The sequence below is a fragment of the Janthinobacterium sp. TND4EL3 genome (genome assembly GCF_900156175.1).
GTDB lineage: Bacteria > Pseudomonadota > Gammaproteobacteria > Burkholderiales > Burkholderiaceae_D > Janthinobacterium.
On the sequence record NZ_FTMV01000001.1, the window covers coordinates 50,197 to 69,196 of the forward strand.

Below are 19,000 nucleotides of genomic sequence, written 5' to 3' on the forward strand. Positions count from 1 at the left end.
TCTATGTGGGTATCCGGGTGGGGGAAAGGTGATGAGCGACCTGCAGAAACGTTTACAGATGGCGCTGGACGCGGCGCACATGGCGATCTGGGATTCGCGCCTCGTCAATGGCCAGGTCATTGACGGCACGGTCAGCTGGTCGGCCAGGGGCGCCGCGCTGCTGGGACTGGAGGAACGTGCGCTGACGCAACCGTTTCGCAGCTTTCTCGACTGCGTGCACGCGGACGACCGCGACAAGGTGATCAACGTGCTGCAGGATGGCGTGCGCCGGCGCGACGGCTACGCCCTGCAGTACCGTGTCGTCTGGCCCGACGACAGCGAACACTGGCTGGCGGCCAAGGCGCAGGTCTTCATGGATGGCGGCGGCCAGCCGGAGCGCACCCTGGGCATCATCTGGGATGTCACCGAGCACATGGCGCGCGAAATCATGATCGCCGAGCGCAAGGAACTGGCCGAAGTGACACTGAGCTCCATCGGCGACGGCGTGATGACCACGGACCCGCAGGGCAAGACGCGCTACCTGAACCGCGTGGCCGAACAGTTGACGGGCTGGAGCAACGACATGGCGCAGGGACAGGACATCCAGGATACCCTGAGCCTGCTCGATGAACACACGGGCCAGGCGCCCGAGCACGTGGCCATCAAGTGTTTGCGCCTGCGCCAGGCCATCGGCATGTCCACGCACACGCTGCTGCTCACGCGCGAAGGGCGGCGCATCGCCATCGAGGAATCGGCCGCACCGATCTGGTCGCGCGACGGCGACATCCTCGGCGCCGTCGTCGTGTTCCGCGACGTCAGCCACGAACGCAAGCTGAGCCAGGAACTGTCATGGCAAGCCACGCACGATATGCTGACGGGCCTGCTCAACCGGCGCGAATTCGAACACCTGGTGGCCGGCGCCCTGCACACGGCCAAGCAGGACGGCCACGTGCATGCCTTGCTGTACCTGGACCTGGACCAGTTCAAGGTCATCAACGACACCTGCGGCCACGGCGCCGGCGACGTGCTGCTGCAGCTGCTGGCGAAGATGCTGCAGGGACGCATGCGCGACAGCGACATCCTGGCGCGCCTCGGCGGCGACGAGCTGGGCGTGCTGCTGCCGCATTGCCCGCTCGACCATGCGCGCCAGATCGGCGAACAGCTGCGCCAGGCCGTGCGCGAATTCCGCTTCGCCTGGGACGAACGCAGCTTCGAGCTGGGCGTGAGCATCGGCATCGTGGAAATCAGCCAGGACAGCAAGTCCATGAGCGAGCTGCTGAGCGCGGCCGACCAGGCCTGCTACCTGGCCAAGGAGCAGGGCCGCAACCGCCTGCACGTGTACCAGGAGGCCGACGTCATGCTGGCGCAGCGGCATGGCGAAATGCTGTGGATTTCACGCCTGAACGAAGCCTTCACGCACGACTATTTCCGCCTGTACGCCATGCCCATCGTGCACCTGCGCGACCGCCCCGAATACCACGACGAAGTGCTGATCCGCATCCGCAACGGCAAGGGTGACCTGATCCTGCCCGGCACCTTCATTCCCGCCGCCGAACGCTATGACATGATGCTGTCCATCGACCGCTGGGTCATCCGCGCCGTCTGCCAGCATATCCAGAGCGTGCGCGACAGCCTGCCGCCGCTGGAAGCCATGGCCGAAAGCCGCCGCCGCGCGCCGGCCCTGTATTCCGTCAACCTGTCGGGCATGTCGCTGGCCGACACGGGCCTGCACGACTACATCACCGGGCAGTTCGTGCAGTACGCCGTCGCGCCCGAGCAGATCTGCTTTGAAATCACGGAAACGGCCGTCATTGCCAACCTGCCCCAGGCGCAGGTGTTCATGCACAAGCTCAAGGCGCTGGGCTGCCGCTTCTCGCTCGACGACTTCGGCAGCGGCTTTTCCTCGTTCGGCTACCTGCGGGCCCTGCCCGTCGACTACCTGAAGATCGACGGCGTCTTCGTGCGCGACATCGCCAGCAACGCCGTCAACCGGGCCATGGTCAAGGCCATCAATGAAGTGGGCCACGTGATGGGCTTGAAAACCGTGGCCGAATACGTGGAAAACGACGCCACCCTGGCCATCATCCGCGAACTGGGCATTGACTACGCGCAAGGCTACGCCGTGGGCGGCTTGCGGCCGCTGACGGCGGGCGTGGATTAAGCGCAGCAGGCAAGCAGTACCTTTAAAACCATGCCGCATTGCTATCGCTAAATGCGTGCAAGCACGACCAATCTGGAGGATTTTGATCTACATCAATAAATTTGCCTAAGCGACTCCTTACACTGATCTCCGTTCTTGCAATCGTGCAAGTCTTACCCACCAATTGCTTATTTAACTGATCAGGAAGCCGCGACCATGCGCCAAAATTTGCCAGTGACTAACCGCGAAGTCCTCGTCCTCGACGACCAGGCCATCGTGTCGAAAACGGATATGAACGGCAATATCGTGTATGTGAATCCGTACTTCAGCCAGGTCAGCGGCTTCAGCGAGGCAGAGCTGCTCGGTTCGCCACAAAACATCGTGCGCCACCCGGACATGCCGGCCGAAGCGTTTGCCGACCTGTGGGCGTCGATCCAGGCCGGCACGCCATGGACGGGCCTGGTCAAGAACCGCTGCAAGAACGGCGACTTTTACTGGGTGCGCGCCAACGTCACGCCCATCCGCGAAGCGGGCAAGACCATCGGCTACATGTCCGTGCGCGTGAAGGCGGACAAGGACCAGGTCAAGGCGGCCGAAGAGGCGTATGCGGCCATCCGCAGCAAGCAGGGCGGCAAGATCGTCATCAAGCATGGCCAGATCGTGCGCCCGGGCCTGGCGCACCTGCTGCACAGCCTGACGCACATGTCGCTGAACCTGCGCATCTGGGCCGCCACCTCCATCGTCAACTGCCTGCAATTGCTGGTGTGCATCATCAGCCTGTTCGCCAGCGGCGGCGAAATCACCAATTACGCCATCTTCGGCGCCACCCTGTTCGGCTTCCTGATCAACGTCTTCCTCTGGTACACCTTGCGCATGTCCGTGCTCAAGCCGCTGGGCAAGGCCCTGAATGGCGCGCGCGCCATTGCCGCCGGCGACCTGTCGGGCAGTTTCGAGACGGACAGCACGGATGAAATGGGCCAGCTGCTGCGCGCGCTGCAGCAGATGAACAGCAACCTGATCGCCACCATCCGCGACGTGCGCATCAACGTCGAAACCATGGCCGTGGCCACCAAGCAGATCGCCGTCGGCAATATGGACCTGTCGGGCCGCACGGAATCGCAGGCGGCAAGCCTGGAAGAGACGGCGTCGAGCATCGAGGAATTCTCGTCGACGGTAAAACAGAACGCGGACAACTCCGTGCAGGCCAACGAACTGGCCGTGGCCGCCTCGAAAGTGGCGGTGCAGGGTGGCGAAATCGTTTCCGACGTGATCACCACCATGGACGACATCAACACCTCGTCGAAGAAGATCGTCGACATCATCGGCCTGATCGAAGGCATCGCCTTCCAGACCAACATCCTGGCCCTGAATGCGGCCGTGGAAGCGGCCCGCGCCGGCGAGCAGGGCAAGGGCTTCGCCGTCGTGGCGGGCGAGGTGCGCAGCCTGGCGCAGCGCTCGTCGGTGGCGGCCAAGGACATCAAGCAGCTGATCGAAATTTCCGTCGGCAAGGTGGGTGCCGGCATGCAGCAGGTGAACCGCGCCGGCGCCACCATGGAGCAGGTGGTCAGTTCCGTCAAGCAGGTGACGGCCATCATGCAGGAGATTTCCATCGCTTCGCGCGAACAGAGCATCGGCGTCGACCAGGTCAACCAGGCCATCGCCCACATGGACCAGGTGACGCAGCAGAACGCGGCCCTCGTGGAAGAAGCCGCCGCGGCCGCCACGCGCCTGGCGGAAGAAGCGGCCAGCCTGTCGCAAGCCGTGAGCCTGTTTAATTTCGGCAAGATGCCGCCACCGCGCCGCGTCGCCATGCCAGGCGGCAAATCGGGCGCCGCAGGTGCCGCGAATACCGGCAAGAGCGCCGGCCTGAAACGCCTGGCCGCCTAAACCTTTCAAGACCTCAAAACACATCATGCCTACACTACTCAGCAGTGCTTCCGCCGACCTGGACGCCGTCGTCGAATTCGACCCGGTCATCATCGGCAAGATGAGCCAGTCCGGCCCCCGCTACACGTCGTATCCGACCGCCGACCGTTTCAACGCCGACTTTGGCTACGGCAACTTCCTCGAAGCGCTGGCCGCGCTGCGCATGCGCGGCGGCCGCCGTCCGCTGTCGCTGTACGTGCACGTGCCGTTCTGCGACACCCTGTGCTACTACTGCGCCTGCAACAAGATCATCACCAAGGATCGCAGCAAGGCCGCCACCTACCTCAGCTATCTGAAGCAGGAAATCGCCATGCAGGGCAAGCTGTTTGCCGGCATGAACCACATCGAACAGCTGCATTTCGGCGGCGGCACGCCGACTTACCTGAGCGAAAAGCAGATGGACGAGCTGATGACCCACCTGCGCCAGCATTTCGAGTTCGCCTCCGATGAAGACGGCGAATATTCGATCGAAATCGACCCGCGCACGGTGTCGCGCGAACGCGTGTTTTCCCTGCGCGCGCAAGGTTTCAACCGCATCAGCCTGGGCGTGCAGGATTTCGACGCGGACGTGCAAAAAGCCGTCAACCGCATCCAGCCGGAAGCGGAAACGGTGGCCATCATGCAGGCGGCGCGCGACGCCGGCTTCCGCTCGATCAGCATCGACCTGATCTACGGCTTGCCCAAGCAGAATCTGGAAACGATGACGGAAACCTTGCGCAAGGTCATCTCCGCCAGCCCGGACCGCATCGCCCTGTACCACTACGCGCACATGCCGCACCTGTTCAAGCCGCAGCGCCGCATCCTCGACGCCGACATGCCCGACAGCGCCGCCAAGCTGGCCATGCTGGGCCTGTGCATCGCCCGCCTGACGGCCGCCGGCTATGTCTACATCGGCATGGACCATTTCGCCAAGCCGACGGACGACCTGGCCGTGGCGCAGCGCCAGGGCCGCTTGCACCGCAACTTCCAGGGCTATTCCACGCGCGCGGAAGCCGATTTGATCGCCTGCGGCGTGTCGGCCATCAGTTCCGTCGGCGCAGTCTACAGCCAGAATGAAAAGACGCTGGACGCCTACTATGAAAAGCTCGACGAAGGCGTGCTGCCGATCGCGCGCGGCATCAAGCTCGATACGGACGATTTATTGCGCCGTATCATCATCCAGATGCTGATGTGCAACTTCGAATTGTCGATCGCCACCATCGAGCAAGCCCACCCCGTGAAATTCCGCAGCTATTTCGCCGCCGAGCTGGAAAAGCTGCGCGAACTGGCGCGCGACGGCCTGCTCGTCATCGAGGAAGACTGGCTGACGGTGACGCCAAAAGGGCGCTTGCTGATCCGCAATATCTGCATGGTCTTCGACCGCTACCTGACCCTGGCCCGGGCCAACGCCACGCCGGATGCGCCGCAGCCGCTGCGCTACTCGAAAACGGTGTAACGCCGCCCGATGAACGCCCTGAGCCTCCTGCCGCTGTTCATGGTCGGCCTGGCCGGCAGCGTGCACTGCATCGGCATGTGCGGCGGCATCGTCGGCGCCCTGTCGATCAGCGGCGGCGCAGCGGCCGCGCCGGCACGCCCCGTGATCGCCATCGCCGTGGCGCGCCCCGCATTGCAGACAACCTTGCAAACGAACGTGCTGCGCGTGCTGGCCTACAACGGCGGGCGCATCGCCAGTTACATGCTGGCCGGCGCCCTGGCAGGCAGCCTGGCGGGCGCGGGCATGTTGCACCTTGCTTCCTTGCAAGTGGCGGGGTACTGGCTGGCCAACCTGATGCTCGTCGCTTTGGGACTGTACCTGATGGACGCCTGGCGCGGCCTGGCCCATCTGGAAGCGGCCGGCAACGTCGTCTGGCGCCGCGTGCGCCCCCTGCTGAAACCGCTGATGCCGATGGACACCATCTTCAAGGCACTGGCCGTGGGCGGCCTGTGGGGCTGGGTGCCGTGCGGCATGGTCTACAGCGCCCTGCTGACGGCCATGATGCAAGGCTCGGCCCTGAGCGGCGCGGCCGCCATGGGCGCCTTCGGCCTGGGCACCCTGCCCACCCTGCTGGGCATGGGCTTGCTGGGCACGCGGCTGCGCGCGCAGATGCAGCGCCGCCCCGTGCGCATCGCCAGCGGCTTGCTGGTGCTGGGCTTTGGCCTGCTGGGCCTGCTGCGCGCCGCCAACGGCGTCTCGCTGGGCTGGCTCGACGCCCTGTGCGTCACGGGCCATCCATGAAAAGACGCATGAAAACAAACCTATGAATGCTGTTTTACAATCCTCCGCCTGCTTCCATTGCGGCTTGCCCGTCCCCGGCGGTTCCAGCTGGAACGTCACCATCGACGAGGTGCCGCGCGCCATGTGCTGCCCCGGCTGCGAAGCGGTGGCGCAAACCATCGTCGACATCGGCCAGAGCGCCTACTACCGCGACCGCGACGAATACGCCGTCAACGCGGCCGGCGCCGCCATGGTGCCGCCGGAACTGCGTTTGTACAGCAATGACGACGCGCAATTCGCGCGCGACGCCAGCAGCTGCGAAGCAACGCTTTCCGTCGAAGGCATCCGCTGCGCCGCCTGCGTCTGGCTGATCGAGCGCCAATTGACGCGCCTGCCCGGCGTGCAGGCGGCCAGCCTGAACGTCGCCACGGAGCGCCTGTACGTGCGCTGGAGCCGCGCGCAGTGCGAGCCGGGCGACATCCTGCAAGCCGTGCGGCAAGTGGGCTACACGGCCTATCCGTACGACGCCGTGCGCCATGGCGAGCGCCTGCAAAAAGCCAGCAAGACGCTGGGCCGCCAGCTGTTCGTCGCCGGCCTGTCGATGATGCAGGTGATGATGTACGTGGCGCCGTCCTACCTGGCGGCCGAAGATGGCACGCTGGACGACAGCATGGCCAGCCTGATGCGCTGGGCCAGTTTGCTGCTCACCTTGCCGGCCATCTGCTATTCCGCCATGCCGTTTTTCCAGGGCGCCTGGGCCAGCCTGCGCGCGCGCACCCTGGGCATGGACGTGCCCGTGGCCCTGGGCATCCTGGCCGCCTTCTTCGGCAGCGTGGTGGCGACGTTTACGGGGCGCGGCGAGGTGTATTACGACTCGGCCACGATGTTCATTTTTCTACTGCTGTGCAGCCGCTATTTCGAGCTGCAGGCGCGCCGCAAGGCGGCATCGGCCCTCGAACGCCTGCAGCACGCCTTGCCCGCTTCCGCCTCGCTGATGGCGGGCTTTCCCGACAACCGCGCCACCACCCTGGTGCCGGCCGGCAGCCTGGCCGTCGGTGACGTCATCCTCGTCAAGCCGGGCGAGGCGATCGCCGCCGACAGCGTCATCATCGAAGGCACGAGCGCGCTCGATTTATCGCTGCTGACGGGCGAGAGCGCGGCCCAGCGCCGCAAGACGGGCGAGCGGGTGCCGGGCGGCGCCATCAACGCCAGCGCTGCGCTGATCTTGCGCGTGCTCAAGCCGGCGCGCGAAAGCACCCTGTCCGACCTGCTGAAACTCATCGAGCGGGCCGGCAGCGGCAAGCCGCAGATCGCGCAGTGGGCCGACAAGGTCGCCGCCTGGTTCGTGCTGGGCCTGCTGCTGTTTGCCGTCGCCGTGTTCGCCTTCTGGAGCTGGCATGATCCGGCGCAAGCCTGGCCCGTGGCCATTGCCGTGCTGGTCGTGTCCTGCCCCTGCGCGCTGTCTCTCGCCACGCCGACGGCGCTGGCGGCCGCCACCGACAGCCTGCTGCGGCGCGGCGTGCTGATCGTCCAGCCGCACGTGCTCGAAACCCTGCATCGCGCCACCCACATCGTCTTCGACAAGACGGGGACATTGACGCTGGGCCGGCCCGTGCTCAAGCAGATCGAGGGCCTGGACGGCATGGCGGAAGACGACTGCCTGCAGGTGGCCGCCGCGCTGGAAGCGGGCAGCGCCCATCCGCTGGCGCAAGCCATCCTTGACGCCGCCGAAGGGTTGCCAGGACCGCAGCCGCGCGCGCATGCGCAGCACCTGCAGGAAGTGCAGGGCCAGGGCCTCGAAGGCGTGGTCGACGGCGTGCGCTACCGACTGGGCAATGCGGCCTTTGTCGCCGCCGTCGCCGGTCCGCCGCTGGGCGACACGGCCGTCGGCATGCAGGGCATGACGCCGCTGTACCTGGGCACGCAGGGGCGCTGGCTGACGCGTTTCCTGCTCAGCGACGCGCTGCGCCCGGAAGCGCGCGACGTCGTCGCATATTTCCACCGGCATGGCAAGCAGGTCGTGCTGCTGAGCGGCGACCAGGAAGCGCTGACGCAAAGCGTGGCGGCCGAGCTGGGCATCGCCACGGCCTGCGGCGAGTGCCTGCCCGACGAAAAGCTCGACTTCGTGCAGCAATTGCAGGCCACGGGCGCCGTCGTGGCCATGGTCGGCGACGGCATCAACGACGCCGCCGTGCTGAGCGGCGCCGACGTCTCGTTCGCCATGGGTTCCGGCGCCGCGCTGGCGCAAGCCCATGCGGACACGGTGCTGCTGTCGAGCCAATTGGTTTCCGTGCTGGATACAGCCAAGACGGCGGCGCGCAGCATGCGCATCATCCGCGAAAACCTGGGCTGGGCCACGCTGTACAATCTGACGGCCATCCCGGCCGCCGCGCTGGGCTTTTTAAACCCCTGGCTGTCCGGCGTCGGCATGGCCGCCAGCTCGGCGGTCGTCATCGCCAACGCCCTGCGCCTGCGGAAAGCCTGAACATGGAAGCACTGTATCTCCTCATCCCCTTGAGCGTCGTGGTCGTCTTCATCGCGCTGTGGGTGTATTTCACGGCCTCGGACAGCGGCCAGTTCGACGACCTCGTCGGACCGGGCCTGCGCGTGCTGCAGGACGACGATACGCCGCCGGAAGCGGCCTCCCCGCCCGCGCCTCAGCGCGAATAGCCTTGCGACCCCGGCCGCGCATCGAAGCGCCGGCCCCACCACGGCAAGAACACGGTATTGCCGCCGCGCGCGCGGAACCACGGCTGTTCGTGGTCGACGGGCCGCACCACGGCCGGCGGCGCCACCACCACGGCAGTCGCGCTCTCGCTGTCGCTGCTGCCCGCCACCAGCACGGGCCGGCCCACATGGTTCGCATGGGCGATAGCGAGTGCCACGTTGGTCAGCGCCGTGCCGGCGCCCGTCTCGCCCAGGAGTTCCGGCATGTTGAACGTCTGCTTGTTGAAATCAAAGTCGGGCAATTGCTGCGTCAGGCTTTGCGCCAGCGGGCCGAGCCGTTCTGACGAGACTGGATAGGTGCTGCCCGCATCGTGGATGACGTAGCCGATGGCGTCGTCGTTCACTTGCGCGTTCCTGGCGGCAGCGTCGATGGCAGCGCTCCACGCCTGCACGGCGCGCGGGGCAGCGCCCTTGCCGGCGCTGAAATCGGCGACCTTGCGCGTGGCGGGAAAGCCCAGCCAGGCCAGCGGTGCGCGCTGCGTCTTGTAGCCGGGACCGGCCAGCACCAGCAAGACCATGTTTTCATTGATCTGCTCATCCTTGGGCGGATAACTGGGCGCATCCCAGTTCATCACCCACACCGTCTTGTCGGGATTGGCCTGCAGGTAAGCCAGGCCCGCCGCCAGGGATGTAAAGCCCGCGTTGGCGCCGCCCAGGGTCACGCGCACGTCGGGCGGCGTGGCCGTGGTCCAGGAATCGGGGAAATGGGGGTTGCCGATGCTGAAAGCGCGCCTGATTGTATCCTGCACATATTCTCCAGCTTCTATGGGATCAAGACGTCCCGCAGGCAGCGCATATTCGACACGAATGCCGGCCAGTTCACGGCGCGTGGATTTGTCGGTCAGCGAATGGGCGTTGTAAAAATACTCTTTGCTGGAAAAATAAATGTCACGAAAGCGATAAATTAACTCGGCAACGTATTGCTGATGGTAGCCTTTAAAGGTTTCGCTACCGTTGTTACCATAGGCAATCATGCCGATCGATTGCACCTTGCCAAAACGCACGGGGTTCTCTTTCACTTTGCTATCGTCCTTGTTCGGCTTGGCCAGGCCCAGCGTCCACAGCAATTGCCACTCGGTCGGATAATCGCGCCGCTGCAGGGGATTGAGCCACTGCACGCCCACCACCTGCGCCATGTACGGTTGCGCGGGCGCAGCAGGGATAACGGCGGCAAATGGTGACGCCACAGGTGCCTTGCTGGCGCAGGCCGATGTTAAAAAAAGCACGGCAAGCGCCAGCAATGCCGGCATCAAGAATAGTCGTTTCATCAGCAATCCTTCTTCAAGAGGAACGTCGATTGGCGGGGCCTGCAATACCGACCAAAGTGCAATACCAGACGCAAGACTGAAAACAAAGATGCTCCAGCCCAGCCTGCGCGGAAGAGTAGCAATCAAGTTGTACATCAGGATGTCTCCGGGCGCTTGTACATGCGCTCATCCACAATTTCAGAAGGCATGCTTCCCGTGCTGCCACTGCTGCTCACCCAATCCAGCAATGGCAGTTCCTTGAACATTCCCGTCAAAAAATACTCACGAAATATTTTCAATGGCAGCATTTCATTACCAGTAATTAAAAGACGCCAATCTGCCGCAATGCGCAGTTGTCGCATCGCCTTCTCGCTGATATGACACACCCCAATCGCCACGTCATACGCCAGCGCCTTTTCAGCGTGCCCAGGATTAGTCAGGATGGTGGAATGGTCGGTCGCATGCGTGTCGCAGGTGGCCGCCAGTTGCCCCTGGATTTCCTGCTTGCGCCATTGCAAGTATTCCGGCGTGGCGGTGGACAGGTCGTCTTCCATCATCGCCTTGCCGTCAAGGCCGTCGAGCTTCCCGCGGCGGGCCTTCATGCGCAGGCGGGCGTGGTCTTCGTAGCGCAGTGCCGCCTCGGTATCGCGGTCGCCCTGCGGCGTGCCGCCCACGCTTGTATCGGCATACGGCTCGCCTGCCGGGCGTGCCTTGCCCTCCTGGCGGTGCGTGCCGGGCGGATCGAGATCCTGGTCGAACTGCGGGCTGGGTACGCCAAAGCGCATGGCCTGCGGTGTAAACACTTCAGGCAAGGCGGGCGCCGTCACGGGGATGCGCCAGTCGTCGGGCGGCACGGCATTGATGGGGGTCTTGAGCCACTTCATCAGCGCTGACGTGGCGGCGGCGGTGCGTACGGTCGCCGCCTTGCCTGCCGCGCTGGCGCTGGCGCGCACGCCCTTGTCCGGGTCGTATCTGGAAATCGGCGAACGGGGATGCCAGAAATCGGCGCTGCCCCGCGCGGGCTGGCGATAATGGTTGCTCCAATAGTCATAGTCAGCGCGCTTGCCAACGGGAAAGCCTTGCGCAAACACGCGCTGGCTGAACACGCCGTCGCCGCGCGTGGCCTTGATCTCTTCGGCGCTCAGACCCAACCAGCCCATGCCCTGGATGGGCGTGGCGGAAATCACCCGGTCGTGCGGATTGCAATACAGGGTGACGCGGCCGCGCGTCGTCGGCTGCGGGCCGCAGGCATAGGCGGCCCTGTCCTTGTCCAGGGTGAAATCATGGCGCACGTTGGCGGCCATGTCCGCCAGCGCGGCAGACATGGGCGGCTCCGTGGCCTGGCCACGCACGATGTCGAAAAACGCCGCCAGGGTCTTGCGGCGCGCCTCGCCGCTTTGCCGGCCCACATTGCCATCGACATCCCTGACTTGCCCCTGCAGCCAGCCTTCCGTATCGTTTCTGCGCAACAGGCTGTACGGAGGGTTGCACAAGACATAAGTATCGGCCACGCAGCGCCCGCTTTTGCCTGCCGCATCCTGCACCTTGGCCATCTTATTGCCCAGAAACGCGGCCGCCATGCCCACCATATTGCCCTGGCTGTGGCAGACAAGGGTAATCGGCACGTCGGCCTGCTGCCGGCGGATGGCCGCCACCAGGTGCGCCAGGCGCAGCGCGGCCAGCACGAAATAGGGGCGCGGCGGGCAGGCATACACGATGCGGTCGTTGACGGGATTCAGATGCTCGATATGGATGAACAGGAAGAGGGCGTCCGAGAGTCCCTCGCCCCACAGGTCAGGCAGGGAGGAGCAGCCATTGGCGAACGGGCCGCCGCCCCAGTAAGCGTGTTCGTTCAGGTAGACCGAATCGCCATATTGCTGCAATTCCCTGTCGCTGGCCTTGTAGCCCCAGCGGAACTGGATCACGGGCGAGAAATGCGCTTGCGGCACGATGAAGGTGGCGGCCGTATAGTCGGGATCGACATAGCCGTCATCGCTCAGTTCGCTTCGATAGCCCACCGGCGTCAGCTGCCCGCCCTGCGCCGTGGCATGCGCCATATGCTCGTCGCAGCGCTTCATGCGCGTGTTCAGGCCCTTGCACAGGCCTGCTTCGGCCGCGCGGTACCACTCGCCGTCGGAATTGACGCCATGCACGAAGATGACGATGCCCGGCGACGGCATCTGCTGCAGGCAATCGAGCAGGCAGTGACTGAACAGGGTTGTACCCTCGGCCTTGCCCACGACCATGTCCACCTGGGCATCAAACGGATCGCGACGTTCGGGGTCTTCCATGGCGGGCCTTGGGCGTGTCTGGACAAGCCACTGTAGGCCATTGCTTCCATGAACGTTTTACGCCATGTCAAGCCAGCCGTTGCAGGGATCTTGCACGGTTTTTTTGACCGGAATATCACTTTATTTCGATGCCACTTCGCTACGCTTATTTCATCCGGGGAATTTTGATCCACATCAAAGTTTTTTCGCGATCAAACACTTACTCTCTGGCCACCATCATAAATAGTAATTCCAGGGAGAGTCTTTGTGGATCAATCGCTGAACTATAACTACAAGATCGTGAAGCAATTCGCGGTCGCTACTGTGGTATGGGGCATCATCGGCATGCTGGTTGGCGTTATCATCGCCGCTCAGCTGGCCTGGCCTGCCCTGAACCTCGACATACCATGGCTGACATACGGACGTCTGCGTCCGCTGCACACGAATGCGGTGATTTTCGCCTTCGGCATCTGCGGCCTGTTCGCCACCTCGTACTACGTAGTGCAACGCACCTGCCAGGTACGCCTGTTTTCCGACAAGCTGGCCGCCTTCACGTTCTGGGGCTGGCAAGCCGTGATCCTGTGCGCGGTCGTCAGCCTGCCCATGGGCCTGACCCGCGGCAAGGAATACGCCGAGCTGGAATGGCCTATCGCCATCCTCATCGCCGTCGTCTGGATCGCTTACGCCATCGTCTTCTTCGGTACCTTGATCAAGCGCAAGGTCAAGCACATCTACGTGGCGAACTGGTTCTTCGGCGCCTACATCCTGGCCGTGACGATTTTGCACGTGGTCAATGGCGCCGTCATGCCAGCCTCGTTCACCAAGTCGTATTCCGCCTATGCAGGCGTGCAGGACGCCATGATCCAGTGGTGGTACGGCCACAACGCGGTGGGCTTCATCCTGACCGCCGGCTACCTGGGCATGGTCTACTACTTCATCCCGAAACAGGCCGAGCGCCCCGTGTACTCGTACCGCCTGTCCATCGTCCACTTCTGGGCGCTGATCTTCACCTACATGTGGGCCGGCCCGCATCACCTGCACTACACGGCCTTGCCTGACTGGACGCAATCGATCGGCATGGTCTTCTCGCTGGTCCTGCTGGCACCAAGCTGGGGCGGCATGATCAACGGCATCATGACCCTGTCGGGCGCCTGGCACAAGCTGCGCACCGACCCGATCCTGAAATTCATGATCGTTTCGCTGTCGTTCTACGGTATCGCCACCTTCGAAGGTCCGATGATGTCGATCAAGACCATCAACTCGCTGTCGCACTACACCGACTGGACCGTTGCCCACGTGCATGCGGGCGCCCTGGGCTGGGTGGGCTTCATCACCATGGGTTCGATCTACTACCTGCTGCCGCGCCTGGCGGGCCGCACGCAGATGCACAGCACGCGCCTGGTCGACGTGCACTTCTGGGTGGCCACCATCGGCATCGTGCTGTACATCGCCGCCATGTGGATCGCCGGCGTGATGCAGGGCCTGATGTGGCGCGCAGTCAATCCGGACGGCACCCTGACCTACACCTTTGTCGAAAGCGTGAAAGCAACGTATCCGTACTACGTGGTGCGCGTGGCCGGTGGCCTGCTGTACCTGTCGGGTATGTGCATCATGGGCTACAACACCTGGATGACCTTGCGCGGCAGCAAACTCCCCGTCGCCCGCATTCCAGAACTGAACGCGGCGCACGCCTGATAGGAGCGAAAGCAAATGAAATTTTCACATGCATGGATTGAGAAAAACCCCTGGCTGCTGATCGCCCTGGTCACGGTGGTGATCAGCATCGGCGGCGCCGTCGAGATCGTTCCCCTGTTCTTCCAGAAGAGCACGACGGAGCCGGTCGCCGGCCTGAAGCCGTATTCGCCGCTGCGCCTGGCGGGCCGCGACATTTACGTGCGCGAAGGCTGCTACAACTGCCACTCGCAGATGGTGCGTCCGCTGCGCGCGGAAACGGAACGCTATGGCCACTATTCGGTTGCCGGCGAGTTCGTGTATGACCGTCCGTTCCAGTGGGGTTCCAAGCGCACGGGGCCGGACCTGGCCCGCGTGGGCGCCCGCTACAGCGACGAATGGCACCGCACGCACTTGAACAACCCGCGCGACGTGGTGCCCGAGTCGAACATGCCGGCCTACCCATGGCTGGCGAAGACCAAGCTGGTACCCGACGACATCATGCCGAAGATGCGCGCCCTGAAGCGCCTGGGCCAGCCGTACAGCGATGAAGAAATCGCCGCCGGCCCGGCACAGCTGCAGGACAAGACGGAAGAGGACGCCCTGGTCGCTTATCTGCAAGGCCTCGGTACATTAATCAAAACAAGGAATTAGCATGGCAATCGAGAACCTGTTTGACAGCGCCAGCAGCGTCATGACGGTGGTTTCCTTTATGACATTCGTGGGCATCCTGTGGTGGACGTTCAGCCGCAGCAATGGCGACTTCGACGCGGCGGCACGCCTGCCGTTCGCCGACGAGGCGCTCGACTATCCGGCCGAGGCCGAGACGAACCTGGCGAAGGAGCGCAACCATGGCTGACTTTACCAATGGCTTCTGGAATATCTACATCGTCGTGCTGTCCCTGCTGGGCATCATCGGCTGCGGTGTGCTGCTGTACTCGCAGTCGAAAGTGAAAGTGGCCGCCGGCGCCCCCGCCGACGGCACCACGGGCCACGTCTGGGACGAGGACTTGAAGGAACTCAACACGCCGATGCCGCGCTGGTGGATGTGGTTGTTCTACATCACCATCGTCTTCGCGCTGGCCTACCTGTTCCTGTACCCGGGCCTGGGCACCTACGCCGGCAGCCTGGGCTGGAAATCCACGGGCCAGTACGAGGAAGAGCTGAAGAAGGCGGAAGCCGACTACGGCCCCCTGTTCAACAAGTACCTGAGCCAGGATATCAAGACGGTGGCCGCCGATCCGCAGGCGCAAGCCATCGGCCAGCGTCTGTTCCTGACCTACTGCGCGCAATGCCACGGCTCGGATGCGCGCGGCAACAAGGGCTTCCCCAACCTGACGGACAAGGACTGGCTGTATGGCGGTGATCCTGCCACCATCAAGACCACCATCATGCACGGCCGCAATGGCCAGATGCCGCCGATGGGCGCCGCGCTCGGTTCCGAGAAGGATATCGAGAACGTGGCCCACTACGTGCTGAGCCTGTCCGGCTCCACCTCGGACCCCGTCAAGTCCGTGCTGGGCAAGGGCAAGTTCGGCGCCTGCATGGCCTGTCACGGCGCCGATGCGAAGGGCAACCCGATGCTGGGCGCGCCTAACCTGACGGACAAGATCTGGCTGTACGGCGGCAGCGCCGATACCATCATGGAAACCATCCGCAAGGGGCGCAACAACACCATGCCGGCATTCAGCGATTTCCTCGGGGAATCGAAAGTGCACGTGCTGTCAGCCTATGTCTGGAGCTTGTCGAATCCCCAGACGCCCGTGAAATGATGTAATGGAACCTCAAGTCATCAAGATGTATGCGGCCCGCGAGCAAATCTACCCTCGCGAGGCCAAAGGACGCTACGCTACCTGGCGATGGGTATGCGTCTGGCTTACCCAGCTGGCGTTCTACGGCTTGCCGTGGTTGACCTGGAATGGCAGGCAAGCCCTGCTGTTCGATTTGACCACGCGCAAGTTCTACATTTTCGGCGTCGTGCTGTGGCCCCAGGATTTCATCTATCTGGCGGCCCTGCTGATCATCTGTGCCTATCTGCTGTTCCTCGTCACGGCCATTGCGGGGCGGGTGTGGTGCGGCTTCTCCTGCCCGCAAACGGTGTACACGGAAATCTTCCTGTGGGTCGAACGCCGCATCGAGGGCACGCGCAGCGCGCGCATGGCCCTCGACAAGCAGGGCCCCTCCGTGCGCAAAGCGTTCAAGAAGACGGCCAAGCACCTGGCATGGGGCGCCATCGCCCTGTGGACGGGCTTTACCTTCGTCGGCTACTTCACGCCGATCAAGGAACTGGCGCATTCGGTGACCACCCTGAACTTCGGTCCGTGGGAATGGTTCTGGGTCTTGTTCTACAGCCTGGCAACCTACGGCAACGCGGGCTGGCTGCGCGAGCAGGTGTGCAAATACATGTGTCCCTACGCGCGTTTCCAGAGCGCCATGTTCGACCAGGACACCCTGATCATCACCTACGATGCCAAGCGCGGCGAACCACGCGGCGCCATGAGCAAGAAGGCCGGCAACAACGACAAGCTGGGTGACTGCATCGACTGTACTTTGTGCGTGCAGGTGTGTCCGACCGGCATCGATATCCGCAACGGCCTGCAGTATGAATGCATAGGCTGCGCCGCCTGCGTCGATGCCTGCAATACCGTGATGGACAAGGTCGAGCGGCCGCGTGGCTTGATACGCTACAGTACCGACCATGCGATGGAAAACAACTTCAATTCGAAGCAGATACGCCAGCGCGCCATGCGCCCGCGCGTCCTGATCTACACTTCCATCCTGGCCCTGATCATCATCGCCGTGTGTACTTCGCTGGCCCTGCGCACGCCGCTGAAGATGGACGTGATCCGCGACCGCGGTTCGATGGGACGCGAAGTGGAAGACGGCATGATCGAAAACGTCTACCGCCTGCAGATCATGAACACCTCGGAGCAAAGCCAGCATTTCAAAATCAGCGCTTCCGGCTTGCCGGGCCTGACCTTGCTGACGCGCGAAGAAGTGACCTTGCAGCCGACGGAAACGCTGGGCTGGCCGATCCGCCTGCGCGTGCCGCACGGCGTGGGCGAGAAAGGCTCGAACAAGATTGCGATCGAATTGCAATCGCTGGACGACCCGGCGCTGCATGTGCGTGAAAGCGCGGTCTTCATCGTGCCACGTTAACAAGGAAAGGCGGACGGGGAGCGGGTGCCCTCGCCGCCGCCACGAAGTTGCAGGAAGGTCAGTCCCCGCATGGGGACTGGCCGTTTAAACAGGAGAAATACCATGTCCGACAGTCTCAAGCTGCAAGCCCCCGTTGCCCCGTGGTACAAGCATCGCTGGCCATGGCTGCTGATGATCGGTCCCGGCCTGTCCGTGGTCGTCGGCAGTTTCATGGGCTATATTGCGTTTACGCAACCCGATGCGCTGGTGGTGGGCGATTATTACAAGCAGGGCAAGGCCATCAACCAGGATTTGAAGCGCGACACGGTCGCCAGCGACCTGGCGATGGATACGGCCCTGTCGTATGACGTCGCTGCAGCGCGCCTGAGCGGCTCCGTGCACAGCTTCGGCAAGGCGTACCAGAAGCCTTTGCTGCTGCACCTGGCGCATGCGACCCTGCCGGAAAAGGATATCAAGCTGCTGGTGCAGCCCGATGCCCAGGGTAATTTCTCGGTGGCGCTGCCGATGCTCGAGCGCAGCCGCTGGCAAGTACTGGTGGAAAACGACAAGCGCGAATGGCGCCTGTCCGGCATCTGGACGTGGCCGCTGCAGCGCAGCATCGCGCTGCACGCCGATGAGGAACTATAAGGTACAGTGCCGGGAAAACCGTAGCGAGCGGCAGTGATTTGTGGCTGAGAAGCACAGCTGTGCTATAGCACAGCGAGCATCGCAGGCCGCAAAGCGCGACGCGCAGCAGGTTTTGACGGTGCTGTTATTTGCAGACGTCCGTGCCGGCCGTAATAGCCTTCAACTTGGCAGGCTGCAAGATCTCGATCTCGCGGTTCGAGACGCGCAGCCAGCCTTCCTTTTTGAATTTCGACAATAAACGGCTGACGCTCTCGATGGTCAGGCCCAGGTAGTTGCCGATTTCCTCGCGCGACATGCGCAGCTGGAACTTGCTGCCCGAGTAGCCGCGTGCTTCATAGCGCGACGCCAGGTTGACGATAAAGGCGGCAAAACGCTGCGTCGCCTGCATGTTACCCAAAAGCAACATCACGCTTTGCTCGCGCGTGATTTCCTGGCTCATCATGCGGTGGAAATGGCGCAGCAGGGTCGGCATATTGCCCAGCAATTGTTCCAGGCTGGAAAACGGGATTTCACACACTTCGCTGTCTTCCAGGGCCACCGCATTACAGTGGTGGCGGTCGGCGCTGATGGCATCCATGCCCAGCAGTTCGCCGGCCATCTGGAAACCCGTCACCTGCTCTTCGCCGCCCGGATTGATCTGGTAGGTCTTGAAGTGGCCCAGGCGGATCGCGTACAGGTTCTGGAACGAGTCGCCGATGCGGAACAGCGAGGCGCCGCGCGCGATCTTGCGGCGGCGGCCGATGATCTGGTCCAGCCTGTCCATGTCGCCCACATCAAGGCCCATCGGCAGGCACAATTGATGCATGCTGCAGGTCGAGCATCGCGCACGCAACGCTTCCACGTTCACGGTGGGCAAGGTTGGAGAGAGTAGCGCTTCAGTCATGTCGGTACCTTTTAGAAAATGCAATAACAAGTTTACTGCATACACGGTTGCCGTGTGCCAATTTCACCGCAATTTCACTGAATAAACGACGTTCGGACTTTAATTATATGGCAACATCGTCAAAAGCCCATGCGGGGAGGGCCATTTGCGCGGCGCCGCTTGCCAAGTTGATGTATT

General features: G+C 63.3%; 15 protein-coding genes. 12 read left to right on the forward strand and 3 right to left on the reverse strand.

The features are described 5' to 3' along the window. The first annotated feature begins 31 nt into the window (after nt 1-31). The 6 genes from BXA07_RS00255 (at nt 32) to ccoS (ending at nt 8,909) form a co-directional block, all read left to right on the forward strand. A complete protein-coding gene (locus BXA07_RS00255) occupies nt 32-2,140 on the forward strand; it encodes an EAL domain-containing protein (RefSeq protein ID WP_076564635.1) in 2,109 nt (702 codons plus the stop codon). A 195-nt stretch (nt 2,141-2,335) separates the two neighbouring features. After that, nucleotides 2,336-4,006 (forward strand): methyl-accepting chemotaxis protein, encoded by a 1,671-nt coding sequence (locus BXA07_RS00260; protein WP_076564636.1) that lies wholly within the window; start codon nt 2,336-2,338, stop codon nt 4,004-4,006. A 25-nt stretch (nt 4,007-4,031) separates the two neighbouring features. Further along, a complete protein-coding gene (gene hemN / locus BXA07_RS00265; protein WP_076564637.1) occupies nt 4,032-5,480 on the forward strand; it encodes an oxygen-independent coproporphyrinogen III oxidase in 1,449 nt (482 codons plus the stop codon). A 9-nt stretch (nt 5,481-5,489) separates the two neighbouring features. After that, nucleotides 5,490-6,260: a sulfite exporter TauE/SafE family protein gene (locus BXA07_RS00270; RefSeq protein WP_076564639.1), complete on the forward strand. Its 771-nt coding sequence runs from the start codon at nt 5,490-5,492 to the stop codon at nt 6,258-6,260. A 22-nt stretch (nt 6,261-6,282) separates the two neighbouring features. Beyond that, nucleotides 6,283-8,724: a heavy metal translocating P-type ATPase gene (locus tag BXA07_RS00275; RefSeq protein ID WP_076564640.1), complete on the forward strand. Its 2,442-nt coding sequence runs from the start codon at nt 6,283-6,285 to the stop codon at nt 8,722-8,724. 2 nt (nt 8,725-8,726) lie between these two features. After that, the gene (gene ccoS / locus BXA07_RS00280; RefSeq protein WP_076564642.1) at nt 8,727-8,909 is read left to right on the forward strand and encodes a cbb3-type cytochrome oxidase assembly protein CcoS; all 183 of its coding nucleotides are present in this window, start codon (nt 8,727-8,729) and stop codon (nt 8,907-8,909) included. Here ccoS and BXA07_RS00285 read toward each other — a convergent pair. Further along, the gene (locus BXA07_RS00285; RefSeq protein ID WP_348532944.1) at nt 8,897-10,234 is read right to left on the reverse strand and encodes a hypothetical protein; all 1,338 of its coding nucleotides are present in this window, start codon (nt 10,232-10,234) and stop codon (nt 8,897-8,899) included. The two genes, ccoS and BXA07_RS00285, sit on opposite strands and share 13 nt — an antisense overlap. 134 nt (nt 10,235-10,368) lie before the next feature. Next, nucleotides 10,369-12,504: a T6SS effector phospholipase Tle3 domain-containing protein gene (locus BXA07_RS00290; protein WP_076564644.1), complete on the reverse strand. Its 2,136-nt coding sequence runs from the start codon at nt 12,502-12,504 to the stop codon at nt 10,369-10,371. A gap of 246 nt (nt 12,505-12,750) precedes the next feature. Between BXA07_RS00290 and ccoN the strand changes: the two genes are divergently transcribed. The 6 genes from ccoN to BXA07_RS00320 all read left to right on the forward strand — a co-directional run bounded on the left by ccoN (nt 12,751) and on the right by BXA07_RS00320 (nt 17,940). Next, on the forward strand, nt 12,751-14,178 hold the full coding sequence (ccoN, locus tag BXA07_RS00295) for a cytochrome-c oxidase, cbb3-type subunit I (protein WP_046681775.1): 1,428 nt from the start codon (nt 12,751-12,753) through the stop codon (nt 14,176-14,178). 15 nt (nt 14,179-14,193) lie between these two features. Next, nucleotides 14,194-14,808: a cytochrome-c oxidase, cbb3-type subunit II gene (gene ccoO / locus BXA07_RS00300; RefSeq protein WP_070223252.1), complete on the forward strand. Its 615-nt coding sequence runs from the start codon at nt 14,194-14,196 to the stop codon at nt 14,806-14,808. A 1-nt stretch (nt 14,809) separates the two neighbouring features. Then, a complete protein-coding gene (locus tag BXA07_RS00305) occupies nt 14,810-15,013 on the forward strand; it encodes a cbb3-type cytochrome oxidase subunit 3 (RefSeq protein ID WP_076564646.1) in 204 nt (67 codons plus the stop codon). Then, on the forward strand, nt 15,006-15,926 hold the full coding sequence (gene ccoP / locus BXA07_RS00310) for a cytochrome-c oxidase, cbb3-type subunit III (protein ID WP_076564648.1): 921 nt from the start codon (nt 15,006-15,008) through the stop codon (nt 15,924-15,926). The genes BXA07_RS00305 and ccoP overlap by 8 nt, the downstream gene beginning before the upstream one ends. Nucleotides 15,927-15,930: 4 nt before the next feature. Then, nucleotides 15,931-17,313: a cytochrome c oxidase accessory protein CcoG gene (gene ccoG / locus BXA07_RS00315; protein WP_139335391.1), complete on the forward strand. Its 1,383-nt coding sequence runs from the start codon at nt 15,931-15,933 to the stop codon at nt 17,311-17,313. A 102-nt stretch (nt 17,314-17,415) separates the two neighbouring features. Beyond that, complete coding sequence (locus BXA07_RS00320; RefSeq protein ID WP_076564649.1) at nt 17,416-17,940, forward strand: FixH family protein; 525 nt, start codon at nt 17,416-17,418, stop codon at nt 17,938-17,940. A gap of 124 nt (nt 17,941-18,064) precedes the next feature. Here the strand turns inward: BXA07_RS00320 and fnr are convergent, their stop codons facing one another. Next, nucleotides 18,065-18,823, reverse strand: coding sequence for a fumarate/nitrate reduction transcriptional regulator Fnr (fnr, locus tag BXA07_RS00325; protein WP_076564651.1), 759 nt, complete (start codon nt 18,821-18,823; stop codon nt 18,065-18,067). Nucleotides 18,824-19,000: the final 177 nt, after the last annotated feature.